The sequence below is a fragment of the Roseibium aggregatum genome, from assembly GCF_014692675.1.
GTDB classification, from domain to species: Bacteria; Pseudomonadota; Alphaproteobacteria; order Rhizobiales; family Stappiaceae; genus Roseibium; species Roseibium aggregatum_C.
The window spans coordinates 90,471-107,614 of the sequence record NZ_JABFCZ010000015.1 but is presented as its reverse complement, the minus strand read 5'-3'; the positions used below and the strand labels follow the sequence as shown (position 1 = coordinate 107,614).

At 61.0% G+C, this 17,144-nt stretch carries 11 protein-coding genes; 9 read left to right on the top strand and 2 right to left on the bottom strand.

Going from position 1 to position 17,144, the window contains the following annotated elements:
* Positions 1 to 139 precede the first annotated feature (139 nt).
* A complete protein-coding gene (gene sbmA, locus HK439_RS14595) occupies positions 140 to 1,396 on the top strand; it encodes a peptide antibiotic transporter SbmA (protein WP_190292250.1) in 1,257 nt (418 codons plus the stop codon).
* Positions 1,397 to 1,421: 25 nt separating this feature from the next.
* Here the strand turns inward: sbmA and HK439_RS14590 are convergent, their stop codons facing one another.
* Positions 1,422 to 2,336, bottom strand: coding sequence for a LysR substrate-binding domain-containing protein (locus tag HK439_RS14590; RefSeq protein ID WP_190292249.1), 915 nt, complete (start codon positions 2,334 to 2,336; stop codon positions 1,422 to 1,424).
* Positions 2,337 to 2,560: 224 nt separating this feature from the next.
* Between HK439_RS14590 and katG the strand changes: the two genes are divergently transcribed.
* Positions 2,561 to 4,732 (top strand): catalase/peroxidase HPI, encoded by a 2,172-nt coding sequence (gene katG, locus HK439_RS14585; RefSeq protein ID WP_190292248.1) that lies wholly within the window; start codon positions 2,561 to 2,563, stop codon positions 4,730 to 4,732.
* Between the two features lie 81 nt (positions 4,733 to 4,813).
* Here the strand turns inward: katG and tsaA are convergent, their stop codons facing one another.
* Positions 4,814 to 5,338 carry a tRNA (N6-threonylcarbamoyladenosine(37)-N6)-methyltransferase TrmO gene (tsaA, locus tag HK439_RS14580; RefSeq protein WP_190292247.1) on the bottom strand — a complete coding sequence of 175 codons (525 nt, stop codon included), beginning with the start codon at positions 5,336 to 5,338 and terminating at the stop codon, positions 4,814 to 4,816.
* 308 nt (positions 5,339 to 5,646) lie between these two features.
* Between tsaA and HK439_RS14575 the strand changes: the two genes are divergently transcribed.
* From HK439_RS14575 to HK439_RS14545, 7 genes are all read left to right on the top strand, one after another.
* Positions 5,647 to 6,732, top strand: a complete 1,086-nt coding sequence (locus tag HK439_RS14575) for a DUF2336 domain-containing protein (protein WP_190292246.1) — start codon at positions 5,647 to 5,649, stop codon at positions 6,730 to 6,732.
* 189 nt (positions 6,733 to 6,921) lie between these two features.
* Complete coding sequence (locus HK439_RS14570; RefSeq protein WP_209011819.1) at positions 6,922 to 9,303, top strand: mechanosensitive ion channel family protein; 2,382 nt, start codon at positions 6,922 to 6,924, stop codon at positions 9,301 to 9,303.
* A 150-nt stretch (positions 9,304 to 9,453) separates the two neighbouring features.
* On the top strand, positions 9,454 to 10,023 hold the full coding sequence (locus tag HK439_RS14565) for a hypothetical protein (RefSeq protein ID WP_190292245.1): 570 nt from the start codon (positions 9,454 to 9,456) through the stop codon (positions 10,021 to 10,023).
* 212 nt (positions 10,024 to 10,235) lie between these two features.
* The gene (locus tag HK439_RS14560; protein ID WP_190292244.1) at positions 10,236 to 11,246 is read left to right on the top strand and encodes an ArsR/SmtB family transcription factor; all 1,011 of its coding nucleotides are present in this window, start codon (positions 10,236 to 10,238) and stop codon (positions 11,244 to 11,246) included.
* A gap of 2 nt (positions 11,247 to 11,248) precedes the next feature.
* Complete coding sequence (gene metF / locus HK439_RS14555) at positions 11,249 to 12,163, top strand: methylenetetrahydrofolate reductase [NAD(P)H] (protein ID WP_190292243.1); 915 nt, start codon at positions 11,249 to 11,251, stop codon at positions 12,161 to 12,163.
* Between the two features lie 22 nt (positions 12,164 to 12,185).
* Positions 12,186 to 15,911: a methionine synthase gene (metH, locus tag HK439_RS14550; RefSeq protein WP_328804168.1), complete on the top strand. Its 3,726-nt coding sequence runs from the start codon at positions 12,186 to 12,188 to the stop codon at positions 15,909 to 15,911.
* 116 nt (positions 15,912 to 16,027) lie between these two features.
* Positions 16,028 to 16,627, top strand: coding sequence for an FMN-dependent NADH-azoreductase (locus HK439_RS14545; protein ID WP_190292241.1), 600 nt, complete (start codon positions 16,028 to 16,030; stop codon positions 16,625 to 16,627).
* Positions 16,628 to 17,144 lie beyond the last annotated feature (517 nt).

The following is a 17,144-nucleotide window of genomic DNA, read 5'->3' as shown; positions in this document are numbered from 1 at the left end:
GGATATTTGCCGCAAGCCTTAGATTTCGCCTGTGGTTTCTTTCCAAATATTAATTTTAAACGGTCGGATCTTGCCGCAATCTGGCGCCATTACGAATGTGCTGCTGTGATTCATTCGGCTCCTGAGACAGGATACTTCTGTGCTTCAATCCTTCTTCCCCAAGCCCAAACTGTTTTTTGGTTCCGCGATCCTTTGGTCGCTCGCCGCCATTCTCGTCTGGTACGGATATGCCGATACGCTCAGCGGGCCGCTCGGCTTCGGAGTGACGCCGGAAGGCACGCCGCCGCCTGTCGGCCTGAGTTTTTTCGTGACACCGGAGTTTCTCTGGTTCTACGTCTATTACGGAATTTGCACGCTCCTGTTCGGCAGCTTCTGGTGGTTTTTTTCGCGAAACCATCGGTGGCAGCTCTGGTCCATATGGGGCTCGTCGCTGATCATCTTCACGACCTATTTCTCCGTTCAGGTTTCGGTTGCCATCAACAACTGGCGCCGTCCTTTCGGGGATACGCTGCAGAACGCCCTGCAGGGCGATAAAGGCGTGACCGCGGGCGACTTTTACGCGCTGATGATCAGTTTCGGCGAGATTGTCTCCATCAATGTGACCCTCTTTATCCTGACCCGGTTTTTCGTAAGTCACTACGTGTTCCGCTGGCGGACCGCGATGAACGAATATTATGTCGCCAAATGGGCAAATGTGCGCCATATCGAAGGGGCCTCGCAGCGTATCCAGGAAGACACGATGCGGTTCGCGTCGATTATGGAAGGGCTGGGCGTCTCCATGATCGATGCCGTCATGACGCTGATCGCCTTCCTCCCGGTCCTGTTCAGCTTGTCCGGCTATGTGACCGAGCTGCCGATTGTCGGCGCGATTCCCGCTCCGCTGTTCACAATGGCTATTGTCTGGTCCCTTTTCGGCACTGTGCTTCTGGCGGTGGTCGGCGTAAAATTACCGGGCCTTGAGTTTCACAATCAGCGCGTCGAGGCTGCATACCGCAAGGAACTGGTCTACGGCGAAGATCATGAGGATCGCGCGGCGCCGATCACACTGGAAGAGCTGTTCGGGAATGTCCGCCGCAACTACTTCCGGCTTTATTTCCACTATGTCTATTTCAATCTGGCGCGCGCCATCTACCTGCAGGCGGACAACATATTCGCCTATTTCCTCCTGATCCCGACGATGGTAACCGGCACCATTACCTATGGTATCGTCCAGCAGATCCTGACGGCTTTCGGACAGGTGTCGTCCTCTTTCCAGTATCTGGTCAATTCCTGGACCACGATCATCGAACTGCTTTCGATCTACAAGCGCCTGCGCGGTTTCGAAGTCTCCATCGCCGAGAGGGAAGCCATCCCGCCGAGCAGTGGCGGGGATCTTGAGCCGGAGCCGCCTCAGTAGCGCTATCGGACCAAGCCGTTTTCCCTCACCCCGCCATCCGGCAGCCGGCTTCGCTCACCGTTGCCTTCAGGGTCTCCAGAAGGCTCTCGAAATCCCGGATCCGGGGAGAGGACTTGCGCCAGACGAGGCCGACGGTTCTGGCCGGCTGGGGCTCCTGGAAGCGCAGCAGATCGACCCGGTCGTCGCGCACTTCCACATCGGCGCAGATTTCCGGCAGCAGGGTGACGCCGTAGCCGGCGGCGACCATCTGCATCACGGTTGCAAGGCTGGTCGCGCCCAGTGACGGCGCCTTGTCCGGTACGGGAAGGTTCTGGCAATAGTTGAGCGCCTGGTCGCGCAGGCAATGACCTTCTTCCAGGAGCAGCAGGCTGTCCGGTCTGATCTCCTCAGGCGAAACCCGCCGGCGCAGGTCGCAATCGGGCTCTTTGGCCCGGGCAAGAAGAAACCGGTCGATGAACAGCGGTTCCGCCCTGAGAAGGGCGTTTTCGACCGGCAAAGCGATGACGATCGCGTCGAGCTGGCCCGCGAGCAGTTCTTCCGTGAGCGTTTCGGTGAGCGTTTCGCGAATCGTCAGCTTCAGTTCCGGATGGGAGCGTGCAAGCGCCGGCAGGATTTTCGGCAATAGATAGGGCGCGATCGAGGGAATGATGCCGAGGCGCAGGGCGCCGGCAAGCGGCTGGGCACGCTGGCGGGCGTAGTCCGTCAGGTCGGCCACCTCGGTCAGGATCTTGCGCGCGCGCGTGACCACTTCCTCGCCCTCATGGGTCAGGCGCACCGAGGTCGGCAGCCGTTCGACTAGCTTCACACCGAGGTTTTCCTCCAGGTCCTTGATCTGCATGGAAAGGGCCGGTTGGGACACGGCAACCGCGTCCGCCGCCCTGCGAAAATGCAGGTGCGTGGCCAAGGCGTCGAGATAACGTAATTGTCTCAAAGATATCATGGTCGATAAGAATAACTGATTGCAGTTTGGAATCAATCCAATTGGATCTGACTGTCATGGTGGTCCTATATTTTTCTCACAGTCCAACGGACGGGAGGACGACGTTCGCGGATTTGCGGTGGGAACCGCTACCAAACGGGTGCGATCGCGAACAGCACGAGGAGCCAGGTAGATCCGGTCGGAGCTATCTCGAAAATTCCGTAAGAAATTGATTGGAGAACAAGATGGACGCTAAAGTCGAAAAGTCAGGTGGATGTCCGGTGATGCACGGCGGTCTCACCGAAACCGGTGCATCGGTGATGGACTGGTGGCCGAAATCCCTGAACCTGGACATTCTTCATCAGCATGACACCAAGACCAATCCGCTGGGCAAGGACTTCAACTACCGCGAGGAGCTGAAGAAGCTCGACGTGGCAGCGCTGAAGAAGGACATGCATGCGCTGCTGACGGAAAGCCAGGACTGGTGGCCGGCCGATTGGGGTCACTACGGTGGCCTGATGATCCGTCTCGCCTGGCACTCGGCAGGCTCCTACCGTCTGGCGGACGGCCGTGGCGGCGGCGGGTGCGGCAACATCCGTTTCGCGCCTCTGAATTCCTGGCCGGACAACGCGAGCCTCGACAAGGCCCGGCGCCTGTTGTGGCCGCTGAAGAAGAAATACGGCAACAAGGTCTCCTGGGCCGACCTGATCATTCTGGCCGGTACCATTGCCTACGAAAACATGGGCCTGAAGACCTTCGGCTTCGGCTTCGGACGCGAAGATATCTGGCATCCGGAAATCGACACCTACTGGGGTGCGGAAAAGGAATGGCTGGCGCCCAGTGACAACCGCTATGGCGATGTCGCCAAGCCGGACACCATGGAAAACCCGCTTGCCGCCGTGCAGATGGGCCTGATCTACGTGAACCCGGAAGGCGTGAACGGCCAGTCGGACCCGTTGAAGTCGGCGGCGCAGGTGCGCGAAACCTTCGCCCGCATGGCCATGAACGACGAGGAAACCGCGGCTCTGACCGCCGGCGGCCACACCGTCGGCAAGGCACACGGCGCCAGTGACGCCGGTGCGCTCGGTCCGGAGCCGGAAGCAGCCGGCATCGAGAACCAGGGCATGGGCTGGATGAACCCGAACCAGCACGGCAAGGCCAGCGAAGCCGTCACCTCCGGCATCGAAGGCGCCTGGACCACCAATCCGACCAAGTTCGACATGGGCTATTTCGACCTGCTGTTCGGCTATGAGTGGGAGCTGACCAAGAGCCCGGCCGGCGCCAACCAGTGGCAGCCCGTCGGTATCAAGGAAGAGGACATGCCGGTCGATGCGAGCGATCCGTCCGTTCGCCGCATGCCGATGATGACCGACGCCGACATGGCCATGAAGATGGACCCGGACTATCGCGCCATCTGCGAAAAGTTCATGGCCGATCCGGAGTACTTCAAGGACACCTTTGCCCGCGCCTGGTTCAAACTGACCCACCGCGACATGGGTCCCAAGGCCCGTTACGTCGGTCCGGACGTGCCGGCGGAAGACCTGATCTGGCAGGATCCGATCCCGGCCGGTCCGACCAACTACGACGTCGGCGCGATCAAGTCCAAGATTGCGGCCAGCGGCCTTTCCGTCGCCGAAATGGTGTCCACCGCATGGGACAGCGCCCGGACTTACCGCGGGTCCGACATGCGCGGCGGAGCCAACGGCGCCCGTATCCGTCTCGCCCCGCAGAAGGACTGGGAAGGCAATGAGCCCGCCCGTCTCGCCAAGGTCCTTGGCGTTCTGGAGCCGATCGCGGCGGAATACGGCGCAAGCATCGCCGACGTGATCGTGCTGGCCGGCAGTGTCGGTATCGAGCAGGCCGCAAAGGCCGCCGGTTACGACGTTTCGGTTCCCTTCGCTCCGGGCCGTGGTGACGCGACCGACGAAATGACCGACGCGGAGTCCTTCGACGTGCTGGAGCCGCTTGCCGACGGCTTCCGCAACTGGCTCAAAAAGGACTATGTGGTCAGCGCGGAAGAGATGATGCTCGACCGGGCCCAGCTGATGGGCCTGACCGCGGCCGAAATGACCGTCCTGGTCGGCGGCATGCGCGTTCTGGGCACGAACCATGGCGGCACCAGGCACGGTGTCTTCACGGATCGGGTCGGTGCGCTGACCAACGACTTCTTCGTCAACCTGACCGACATGGCCTACAAGTGGGTCCCCGCGGACAAGGGCGTCTATGAGATCCAGGACCGCAAGTCCGGTTCCACCAAGTGGACTGCGACGCGGGCGGATCTCGTCTTCGGCTCCAACTCGATCCTCAGGGCCTATTCGGAAGTCTATGCCCAGGACGACAGCGCGGAGAAGTTCGTCAAGGACTTCGTTGCGGCCTGGACCAAGGTCATGAACGCCGACCGCTTCGACATTGCCTGATTGAAGGCAATCTGCCGGTCATGCAGCCGGTAAACGTTTGGTGCAACTTGAGGGGCGGACCCATCATCCGCCCCTTCTTTTTTAGAGGTCTGGAGAGCGCCGGTCCGGATGGGTGCGGTGCTCGTGCCAGCCGACGCGGGCGTCGGGCACGGAATCGTTTTTGGCGAAATACGGCTTGATGTCGATCAGCGGTGTGCCATTCAGGCAATCGAGGCCGCGGACCTTCAGGACCGGTCCCTCGCGGCCGATCAGTTCTACCACCGAGAGCGAAACCGGATTGGGGCGGATCGGGGTGCGGAGCGCAAAACAGCCATGGGTGGTGCTGTCGAAGGCGGGCGCCTGGACGATCAGGTCGCGCCGGGCCTCATGCATCCAGTAAAGAACGATCAGGTGGCTGCAGCTTTCGATCGACTGCAGTCCCGGTTCATAGTCAGCGTCCAGCGTGATCTCGCAGACCTCGGTGGAGGCGCTGCCGCTGCGCGGGCAGGCATGGCGGTCGGTCCAGGGCGTCTTGATCCGGCCGATGAACACAAGCCCGGCATCGGGTTTCAGGCCGCCGGGATCCCGGGAAAGGGCGATTTCTCCAGGGCGTGGGGCGTCAGACATCGGCAGTCTCCAAACTGGTAATTTTTCCTGATCTTTCCGGTTTCCCGGACGCAGAGCAAGCCGTCCACGAGAGAAAATATTCGTCTTTTTGCAAGAATTATTTGGCCGATTTTCGCCTTCCCGGACATAGTGATTTTCGCTGAAAATTATTTCATATCAATAGCTTGCCTAGGATATGGGCAATGTATATCGAATTACGCGCAAGTTTTAACAAAAAACATTTCGATTTCCCGGTTTTGCGTTTTTTTCTTCTTTAAAGCTGCCCTTCATCTTCGTGTCAGATTTAGTCTTCAATCGGGTAACGAACCATGTCTGATGCGTTGAAAACCGAGCTGGTGAACTTTTCGGAGCTTTCCGGTGAAGCTGGCAGCGCCCGCCGAGCGGAGCTGGCACGTCATGTGGCCACCTTGTTCGCGCTGACTTCCGACCGCTGTTCCGATGAACAGGTCGATATATATGACTCAGTCCTGATCCGGCTGGTCGATATGGTCGAGACGGAAGTGCGCAGGTTTGTCGCCGAACAGATGGCGGGTCTGCGCCGGGGGCCGGAGGAAACGATCCGCAGGCTCGCCGACGATCAGATCGAGGTCGCGGAACCGCTCCTCAAGAAATCCACCGTGCTGCGCGACGCCGACCTCGTGCGGATCGCCGACACCAGCGGCAACAGCCATCGCCTGGCGATCGCCCATCGCGATGTCCTGTCGGAAGAAGTGACCGAAGTACTGGTTCGCCGCGGCGACCTACGTGTGAAGCGCAAGATCGCCAGCAACGAAGGCGCGGTTCTTTCCGATGCCGCGATGATGACCCTGATCGGCGATTCCGCTTCCGACGCAACGCTGCAGTCCTCTCTGAGCGAGCGGGGAGACCTGGCTGAATCGCACATACGGTCGCTGGCCGCCGTTGCCGGCGAGGAAGTTCGCCGCCGCCTGAATGCCCGCGGTCAGACCACGACCGCCGAGCGCCTTGACGAGGCAACCGAGATTGCCGCGCAGCGTATGTCCAACCAGTACTGGCTCGGCCGCTACGATTTCGAAACCGCCCGCAGCCGGGTTCTGCTGCTGGCCAAGCGCGGCATGGTCTCCGAGGCGACGCTCCGGCGCTTCGCTTCCGAGGACCGGTTCCCGGAAGCGGTCGCCGCGTTCGCCTGGCTGGTCCGCTGCGGCGTGGAAGAGGTCAGCCACTGGATGGTGCGTTCCGATCCGGAGCCGTTCCTGATCACCGCCAAGGCGAGCGGCCTGTCGGCGATCACGGTCGGAGCCCTGCTGTCGATCGGCCCCTGGCGCCATCGCCTGTCGCTGGACGACCGGAGCCGGGCGATGAAAACGTTCGAACGCATGACCGTTGGCGATGCCAAGCGCAAGATGGCCCACTGGAACCATACCGTCCTGCACTGATCAGCCGATTGTATATCCCCGCAAACTGGCAGCCTGACCCTCCGGTCAGGCTGTTTTTGTTTTTGAGCCGCGCTTCTTCGGGGCAGGGGGGCTCCATCCGTCATGCACGTTAAACCATTCGTTGGTATTGGACCGGCTATGCTGACTTGGGGTAATTTGCATTTCGGCCATGGGGCGGGAGGCTGCCGAATGAATAAGTTTTTCAATTTCCGGACCTTGTCGCAGCCGCGAGCGGTTCTGGGATTTGCCTTAGCAATCCTTGTCATTGCGGCGGGTGTGTTCGTGTCCTTAGGGCAGGTCAGCCTGACAACGCCGGCCAATGCGCAAGCTGCGGTCCTTAAGCAGATCCTCAGCCAGGAGAGCGAAAAGGCGCCGGCCAAGGCACCATCCGAAGCCGCGGCGCCTGCCGCATCCGATAGCGGGAAGGCCGGGGCGGCGTCGAACGGGACGATGCCGATGGTCGAAGGATACCTTGACCGGATTTCCCGGGCGCAAACCGTTTTCAACTCCGTCCTGGAGGCCGCCCCCGGCTTCCCCGCAGCCTTTGTGTCCGCCATCAATTCCCACAATCCGTCCGCAGGTGCGGGATGGGTCTGGACGGCGCTCATGAATGCCATCATCGCCGGGCTGCTCGGACTGGGCGCGCTTCACCTGGTGGACCGCTGGGGCCGGAAGCAGTTTGCCCGGTTCTATGACGAGGAGGTCGTTCACCGGGCGGAGAAGATTTCCTACCTTTATCTTCGTGCGATCCTGATGGTGTTCGGGCTCGTGGCCTTCATTCTGGTCGCAGGCGCCGTCGTTCTGCTGTTGCACCGCGGGGTGGAAATCTCCGGCCGCACCTCGCTCGTGCTCCTGGGCGTCATGGCCCTGGTGCTTTTCGTGCGCATCATCATCCGTACGATCCTGGCGCCGGATTCGCCGCGACTCCGGCTGCTCAAGATGTCCAACGGACAGGCGTGGGGCCTTTATCTGAGCCTTGTGATCGGTGCGGCGGCTGTCGGTCTGTTCCTGGGCTTCAGCCTCTGGATGGGATTGCTCGGGCTGCCGGCCAGGGCGCAGAACCTGTCCCTGATTGCCGGGTCGCTCCTGTCCACCTTGATCCTGAGCGGCATTGCCATTGCGTACCGGCGGGTGATCGGAGACCTGATCAGAGGCAGCCAGGGAGAAGAAGCCCCCTTGTGGCGCCGTCTGCTCGGGGGCAGCTGGCACCTGATCGCGGTCGCCTATTTTGTCGTTGCGTGGGCCACAACGGCAATCCGGATGCTTCTGGACCTTCCGTCCGCATCCGGCCTCGTCGGAGCGCCGATCCTGTCGATGATCTCGGCCGCCGCCGTCTACGGCCTGCTCATTCTGCTGATCGACAAGCTGCTGCTGCCGCGCCTGGATACGGCCAAGGTTCAGGCTGCAATCGCCGAAGACATCCGGCGCATGGAAAAGTCCGAGGGCGAGGGGGACGCCGACGACCCGCACAGTGTCGAGGCGCAGGCCTTTGCGGAGGCCACGGATCGTGAAGCCGCGCGCCTGCCCTTCCGCGAATTGCTCGATCATGGCGCTCTGCTGCTGGCGGCATTTATCGGTATCGATCTGCTGGCCAACAGCTGGGGCGTATCGTTGTCATCGGAAGGCAGTTTTTTCGGCGGGTTTATCGATGTCCTGCTGGTGACCTTCCTGGGCTATATGGCCTATCGCGCGGTTGCGCTGGCGATCGATCTGCAGATCGCCAAGGAAAGCCCGGACGCCGGACACGACAGCGAAGCGGAGATCGGCGGTGCGGGAGAAAGCCGGATCGCCACCCTGCTGCCGATTTTCCGCAACTTCCTGCTGATCACGATCGTCGTCATCTCGGCGATGATCGTCCTGTCGGATCTGGGCGTGAATATCGCGCCGATCTTTGCCGGCGCCGGCGTCGTCGGTCTCGCGGTCGGTTTCGGGGCGCAGACGCTCATCCGGGATATTTTTTCCGGCGCGTTCTACCTGATCGACGATGCCTTCCGGAAAGGGGAATACATCGATATCGGCAGCGCCAAGGGCGTTGTGGAGAAGATTTCCATCCGCTCCATGCAGTTGCGCCATCACCGGGGCGCACTGACGACGATCCCCTTCGGCGAAATCCAGCATGTGCAGAACTTCTCAAGAGACTGGGCGTTGATGAAGCTGGCGTTCCGGGTCACCTATGACACGGATGTCGAGAAGATGCGCAAGATCATCAAGAAGTTCGGCCAGCAGCTCATGGAGGACGAGGAATACGGACCGATGTTCCTGCAGCCGCTGAAGTCGCAAGGCATCATGTCGATGGAAGATTCGGCAATGGTCGCCCGGGTGAAGTTCATGACGAAGCCGGGCAAGCAGTTCATCCTGCGCAAGGTCATCTATGCCGGGCTGCAGGATCTGTTCAGGGAGAACGGGATCAAGTTCGCCCATCGCCAGGTTACCGTTCATGTGGCCTCGGACAATGAAAACGCGGCGGGTGATCAGCCCGCTGTCAGCGAGGCGGCCAAGGCAGCGGCTGCCGGTGCTGCTGCCCAGGCCATGTTGGCGGACGAGGAAGACAATCCGGAGCACCAGACCTGACCACTCCCGGCCCGGCCCGTTGCGGATGTCGAACCTGGAGTTGTTGAGCCTGGTCAATTTCCGCGGGCTCCGCTTCCGCTACTCTCCTGCATGACACAATTGCTGCGATCGCCGCCAGGCGATTGCAGGCGGTTCGATGGGGGTGACGACATGTTGCGAAAGTTTGTTCTGGCGGCGGCTATCGGATTTTCTCTGCTTCAGCCGGCTTTTGCCGGAGATCTGGTGAATACGGCGAGCGAGGCGGAAGCCGCGCTCGATGCCGGAAAGAGCACGGAAGCGGTGCAGCTCATGCGCGAGGGACTCATCGAGGCCTGGAAGGCTGCGCCGCTCAGTATCGACAAGGCGCTTTTCGTCAAGGAACGGGCTGCCGGTTTTGGCCTCTACGAACCGCGGCCCGATGCGGTCTTTGCCCAGGGTGAGACAATACTTCTCTATCTGGAACCGATCGGATTTACCTGGAAACAGGAAAACGACATCTACCGGTCGGACATTGCCGTGGACTTCGAACTTCTCTCGCCGGATGGGGATATTCTTGCCGGCAAACGGGATTTCGGAGAGTTCAAATTCGCCAGTCATGCGTTCAATACGGAATACATGGCGAATATGACCGTGAACCTGACCGGTGCGCCCAAGGCCAAATATATGCTGCTGATAACCTTGCGCGACCAGCTCAATAGCGATCAGAGCGCTTCGGTGCAGTTGCCCTTCGAAATAAGGTAGGCTTTCCCTTTTGCATTTCCCGGTTGGGGCGCCGGCGGTCAGTCGGCGCCTTTTTCTCGTTAAATTGGAAGGTCTTACATGCTGCGATCCCGCGGCAATGTCTTCAGAATGCATTCACTTTCCTGACAAGGCCCGACCATTCATCTCTTGCTTCGGCTGAGTTGTTCGTATAAAGATATCTTTATATCAACGTACGAGGCTTGACGGCTGAGATGGCGGACGAACAGACACTTTCGGTAGACGCGACCTTGAACACGCTGCGGGCGATCGGGGAGGCGACACGCCTGCGCCTGATTGCCCTGCTTGCCGAGAGCGAACTGACCGTCAAGGACGCTACCGAAATCCTGCGCCAGAGCCAGCCGCGCATTTCCCGGCATCTGAAGCTGCTGGCGGAAGCCGGCCTGATCCTGCGCTTTCCCGAAGGCGGCTGGGTCTACTACCGTCTGGCGGACGGCCCGGCGGGGGATATCGCCCGCGATCTCGTGGCCCGGATCTCCGCCGAAGACCCGATCCTGATCGGCGACCAGGAGCGGTTCAAGGCGATCCGCAAGGCCAAGGCGGAGGAAGCGGCCGCCTATTTTGCCTCCAAGGCGCTGACCTGGGACCAGGAGCGCTCGTTGCATGCCGCGGATACCGACGTCGAAAAGGCAATGCTGGAGGCGCTCGGCGACAAGCCGTTCCAGACGTTCCTCGATCTCGGCACGGGCACCGGCCGGCTGCTGGAACTGTTGTCCGACCACTATGTCTCCGCGCTTGGGATCGACGCCTCCCATGACATGCTTGCGGTCGCACGTGCCAATCTTTCGCGCGCCGGTCTGAGCAAGGCCCAGGTGCGGTATGGCGACATCTATGCCCTGAACGTTCCGCCCCGATCCTTCGACGTGGTCGCGATCCATCAGGTGCTCCACTTCCTCGATGATCCCGCCCGTGCGCTGGCGGAAGCAGCCCGGGCGCTGCGGCCCGGCGGGCGTCTGCTGATCATCGATTTCGCGCCGCACGAACTGGAATTCCTGCGCGAATCCCATGCGCACCGCCGTCTGGGCTTTGGCCACGAGCAGATGGAGCGCTGGCTGGAAACCCTGGATCTCGATCTGGAACAGGTCACCGACCTGACACCACAAGAAAACGACGACACAAAATTGACTGTGACACTCTGGCTTGCGCAGGACCGGCGCGTTGTGACCGACCTGCCCGTAGCCGATCCCACCCGAGAGGTTGCCTGACCATGACACAAGAATTTCTGACGCGGCGTTCGCGCCTGGCTTCCTCCTCGCCGATCACGGCGTCCTTCGAATTCTTTCCGCCCAAGTCGGACAAGATGGCCGAAAATCTCTGGTCGGTCGCCGAGCGGCTGCAGCCGCTGGGTCCGTCCTTTGTCTCCGTGACCTACGGGGCCGGCGGAACGACGCGGGAAACCACTCACAAGACCGTCGCACGGTTCCTCAAGGAAACCGACCTGCGCCCGGCGGCCCACCTGACCTGCGTCGGAGCGTCGAAGGCAGAGGTCGACGAGGTGATCCGGGACTACTGGGACCTGGGCGTGCGCAGTCTCGTCGCCCTTCGCGGCGATCCGCTCAACGGCATCGGAGCGCTCTACGAACCCCAGGCGGACGGCTATGCCTATGCCTCCGATCTGGTGGCGGGCATCAAGAACATCGCGGATTTCGACATTTCGGTTTCCGGCTATCCGGAAAGGCATCCGGAAAGCGCGGACTGGCAGAGCGAAATCGACAATCTGAAGCGCAAGGTCGATGCCGGCGCGAACCGGGTCATCACCCAGTATTTCTTCGATAACGACATGTTCGAGGACTATCTGGAGCGGGTCGCCAAGGCGGGGATCTCCATTCCGGTGATCCCGGGCATCCTGCCGATCCACAATTTCGAGCAGACGATGACGTTCTCGGCCAAATGCGGCACGTCGATCCCCGACTGGCTGGCGCGCCGGTTTGCCGGCCTCCACAACGATCCGGAAACCCGCAAGCTGGTCGGAGCCGGTATCGCCTATGAGCAGGTGATGGACCTGGTCGACCGGGGCATTTCCGACTTCCACTTCTACACCATGAACCGGGCCGATCTGACCTATGCGATCTGCCATATGCTCGGCATGGGACCGCAAGCGCGGGAAAAAAAGGCCGCCTGAAAGGCGCCGAAAGGGCAATAACGTGACAAAAACCGATACCTTTGACCGCGTGACGAACGCGGCGGCGAGCCGCATTCTGGTGCTGGACGGCGCCATGGGCACCGAAATCCAGAACCTGAAGCTCGACGAGGCCGCGTTCCGCGGCGAACGGTTCAAGGACTGGGCTTCGGACCTGAAGGGCAACAACGACCTGTTGAACCTGACCCATCCGCATGCGATCCGGCAGATCCACCTCGATTACCTGAAGGCCGGAGCGGATATCGTCGCCACCAACACGTTCTCCTCCACCACCATCGCCCAGGCGGACTACGGTCTGGAGGAAGTCGCCTACGAGCTCAATCTGACGGGTGCTCAGCTTGCCCGGCAGGCCTGTAACGAAGCGGAGGCGGAAGATCCGTCCCGCCCGCGGTTCGTGGCCGGAGCGCTCGGCCCGACCAACCGGACGGCGTCGATCTCTCCTGACGTGAACAACCCGGGTTTCCGGGCCGTGACCTTCGACGATCTGCGCAAGGCCTATGGTGAAGCGGCCCGCGGACTGATCAAGGGCGGCGCCGACATCCTGCTGCTTGAGACCATCTTCGATACGCTCAACGCCAAGGCGGCGCTTTTCGCCATCGACGAGGTGTTCGAGGAGCTGGGCAAGACCCTGCCCGTCATGGTGTCGGGGACAATCACCGATCTCTCCGGCCGCACGCTGTCCGGACAGACGCCGGAAGCCTTCTGGAATTCCATCCGTCATGCGAATCCGGTCACCGTCGGCCTGAACTGCGCGCTGGGCGCCAAGGAAATGCGCGCCCATCTGGCGGAGCTTGCCCGCGTGGCGGACACGCTGGTCTGCGCCTATCCGAATGCGGGCCTTCCCAACGAGTTCGGCGAATATGACGAGAGCCCGGAACACATGGCCGGGCTTCTGGAAGAATTCGCCGCGTCCGGCCTGGTCAACGTGGTCGGCGGCTGCTGCGGGACGACGCCTGCGCACATCAAGGCGATCGCCGATGTGGTTGCCGGCAAGGCGCCGCGCGCCATCCCGGAAATTCCGCGTCACATGCGCCTGTCGGGTCTCGAGCCCTTCGTGCTGACTCCGGAAACCAACTTCGTCAACGTGGGCGAGCGCACCAACGTGACCGGGTCCGCCCGGTTCCGGAAGCTGATCAAGGAAGGCGATTACGCAACCGCCCTGGAGGTCGCCCGCGATCAGGTGGAAAACGGCGCGCAGATCATCGACGTCAACATGGACGAGGGCCTGCTCGATTCCGAGGAGGCCATGGTCACCTTCCTCAATCTGGTGGCTGCCGAGCCGGACATTGCCCGGGTTCCGGTGATGGTCGACAGTTCCAAATGGACCGTGATCGAGGCCGGGCTGAAGTGCATCCAGGGCAAGGGCGTCGTCAATTCCATTTCCATGAAGGAAGGCGAAGAGGCCTTTATCGAACAGGCCAAAAAGGTGCGCCGCTACGGCGCGGCCGTCGTCATCATGGCCTTCGATGAAAAGGGACAGGCGGACACGTTCGAGCGCAAGATCGAGATCTGCGGACGTTCCTACAAGATCCTGACGGAAAAGGTCGGATTCCCGCCGGAAGACATCATCTTCGACCCGAACATCTTTGCCGTGGCCACCGGCATCGAGGAGCATAACAACTACGGCGTCGACTTCATCGAGGCGACCGGCTGGATCCGGGAGAACCTTGAGCACGCCCATGTGTCTGGCGGGGTCTCCAACCTGTCGTTCTCCTTCCGCGGGAACGAAAAGGTGCGCCAGGCGATGCATTCGGTGTTCCTCTACCATGCCATCCACAAGGGCATGGACATGGCCATCGTCAACGCCGGCCAGCTCGCCGTCTACGACAAGCTGGAGCCGGAGTTGCGCGAGCTTTGCGAGGACGTGGTTCTGAACCGCCGTCCCGACGCCACCGACCGGCTGCTGGAAGCGGCCGAGCGCTGGAAAGGCGAGGGCGGCCAGAAGAAGGAAGCCGATCTGACATGGCGGACATGGGACGTTGCCAAGCGTCTGGAACATGCGCTCGTCAACGGCATCGCCGATTATGTGGAAGAGGATACCGAAGAAGCCCGTCAGGCGTTCGACCGGCCGCTGCATGTGATCGAGGGGCCGCTGATGGACGGCATGAACGTCGTCGGCGATCTCTTCGGGTCGGGGCAGATGTTCCTGCCCCAGGTGGTGAAGTCCGCCCGTGTGATGAAAAAGGCCGTCGCCTATCTGATGCCCTTCATGGAGAAGGAAAAGGAAGAACTCGGCCAGGTCGGAAAGTCATCCAACGGCAAGATCCTGATGGCGACGGTGAAGGGCGACGTGCACGACATCGGCAAGAACATCGTCGGCGTGGTTCTTCAGTGCAACAATTTCGAGGTGATCGACCTGGGCGTCATGGTGCCGGTCGCCAAGATCATGGAAACGGCGCGGCAGGAGAAAGTCGACATCATCGGTCTCAGCGGGTTGATCACGCCGTCGCTCGACGAGATGTGCCATGTGGCAGCGGAACTGGAGCGCGAAGGCTTCGATGTGCCGCTGATGATCGGCGGCGCAACCACCAGCCGGATCCATACGGCGGTGAAGATCCATCCGAACTATGAGCGCGGCCAGGCGATCTACGTTACCGATGCAGGTCGGGCGGTCGGGGTCGCCAGCCGGCTGATGAACCAGGAGCAGCGCAAGAAGCTCTATGCGGAAGTCCGCGAGGAATACACCGATATCGCGGAAAAGCATGCCGGGCGGACCCAGGCGCAGCGCGTCAGTCTCGAGGAAGCGCGCGCAAACCGGTTTGCGATCGATTTCGCCGCCGCGCAGCCCGTCCGGCCGAAGATGCTCGGCACCAAGGTCTTCGACGACTTCCCGCTTGAGGACCTGGTTCCGGTTATCGACTGGACGCCGTTCTTTTCGACCTGGGAGATCAAGGGGCAGTATCCGCAGGTTCTGACCGACAACCGCTACGGTCCGGCTGCCAAGGCGCTATATGACGACGCCCGGCGGATGCTCGACGAGATCGTGGAGAAGAAGCTGCTGACCGCACGCGGGGTCGCGGGACTGTGGCCTGCGGCCGCACGAGGCGATGATATCGTGGTCTACGGGGATGAAAGCCGCAGCGCGGACCGTGCGATCCTGCACAGCCTGCGCCAGCAGATGGCGCGCACCGCCGGCGGCCGTGCAAACCTGGCGCTGGCCGATTTTGTCGCGCCCGAGGAGAGCGGCATTGCCGATTATATCGGCGGCTTTGCCGTCACGGCCGGCCACGGCGAGGAGGAACTGGCCCGGCACTACGCCAATGCCGGTGACGACTACAACAAGATCCTGAGCCAGGCCCTGGCGGATCGGCTGGCGGAAGCCTTTGCGGAAAAGCTGCACCAGATCGTCCGCACCGAGCTGTGGGGCTACGCAGCGGATGAGAACCTCTCGGCGGAGGATCTCATCGCGGAGAAATACCAGGGCATCCGCCCGGCGCCGGGCTATCCGGCCCAGCCGGACCATACGGAAAAGGAAACCCTGTTTGCGCTGCTGGATGCGGAAAAGGCGACCGGGATCGAGTTGACGGAAAGCTTTGCGATGAGGCCCGGCTCCTCGGTGTCCGGGCTCTATTTCGCCAATCCCGAAAGCCATTATTTCGGCGTCGGCAAGATCGAGCGCGACCAGGTTGCCGATTACGCCGCCCGCAAGGGCTGGGACCTTGGCCTCGCCGAACGCTGGCTCGCTCCCATACTGAATTACGATCCGCGACGCATGGAGGCGGCCGAGTAGGGCGTCGAACAGGGAACGCACTGTTCAATATATCGAATATAGTATCGTCTGATAGCGCTTCTTATCTCCATTTTCAGTGAACAAAACGCCTTCGGGCCGCTGAAATGGAGAAGATCATGTCTCATCAGACGATACTGAAAATCGACACCTCCGGCCGCAAGGACGGCTCGGTGACACGCGAATTGAGCGACGTCCTGGTCACGAAGCTTCTGGAAGGGGCGCCGGACGCGCGGGTTCTGACCCGCGACGTCTCGACCGGACTGCCGGTTATCGACGAGGCCTGGATCGGGGCGAACTTCACCGACCCGGCCGAACGAAACGCCGAACAGCGCCTGAAACTTGCCCTGTCCGATACGCTCGTCAACGAACTGAAGAGTGCGGACACGATCGTGATCGGCGTCCCGGTCTATAATTTCTCGCTGCCCGCATCGCTCAAGATCTGGATCGACCTGGTCGCCCGTGCCCGGGAAACGTTCCGTTATACGGAAAACGGCCCGGTCGGCCTTCTGGAAAACAAGAAGGTCTATCTGGTGGTCGCATCCGGCGGTGTGAAGGTCGGTTCCGACTATGATTTCGCCACCGGCTATCTGCGCCATGTGCTGGGTTTTCTGGGCATCGATGATGTGACGGTCATTGCTGCAGATCAGCTGATGAGCAACGAGAATGCGCGCGAAGGGGCCCTTTCGGCCATTGGCGCAGCGGCGCAGGCTGCCTGAACAACGCGGAAAGCCGGCTGTGGAAGCCGGCTTTCGCATCTTCGGTTTTCAGGCCGGATTTTCAGGAATGACCGGCAGCAGTTCACGTTGCCGGAGAATATTATTCCCCGGGCTCAGCCGCCCCATGCACCGGTTAACTTATTTAAGGAAAAGCGCCCGGCGATTTCTTCGCCTCAGGCAGTGTGTTCCGCCTTTTGTATTCTCAGGTCCAGATTGCCATGCGGCTCGGGTATCAATCAGAAGATGCCGAGCACGATTGCCGTCAGAAACAGGAACGCGACAAAAAAGGCAATCATATTCAGGTTGCGTGTCAGGATCATATTGGCCTCCCGATTACCTTCTCGAACGATCAGACTGTAGGGGACAGCGTGCCGGTTGCGAAGGAAAAAAGATGCTGCATCGCAGCAGGCCTGTTGAATGTACGGAGGCCGTCCGCCGCGGCGGGCTTTGACGACCGGCGCGGATTACTTCGTTTCGGATAGTATCTCGACTCGATTGTATTTTAACAATTCTTCAT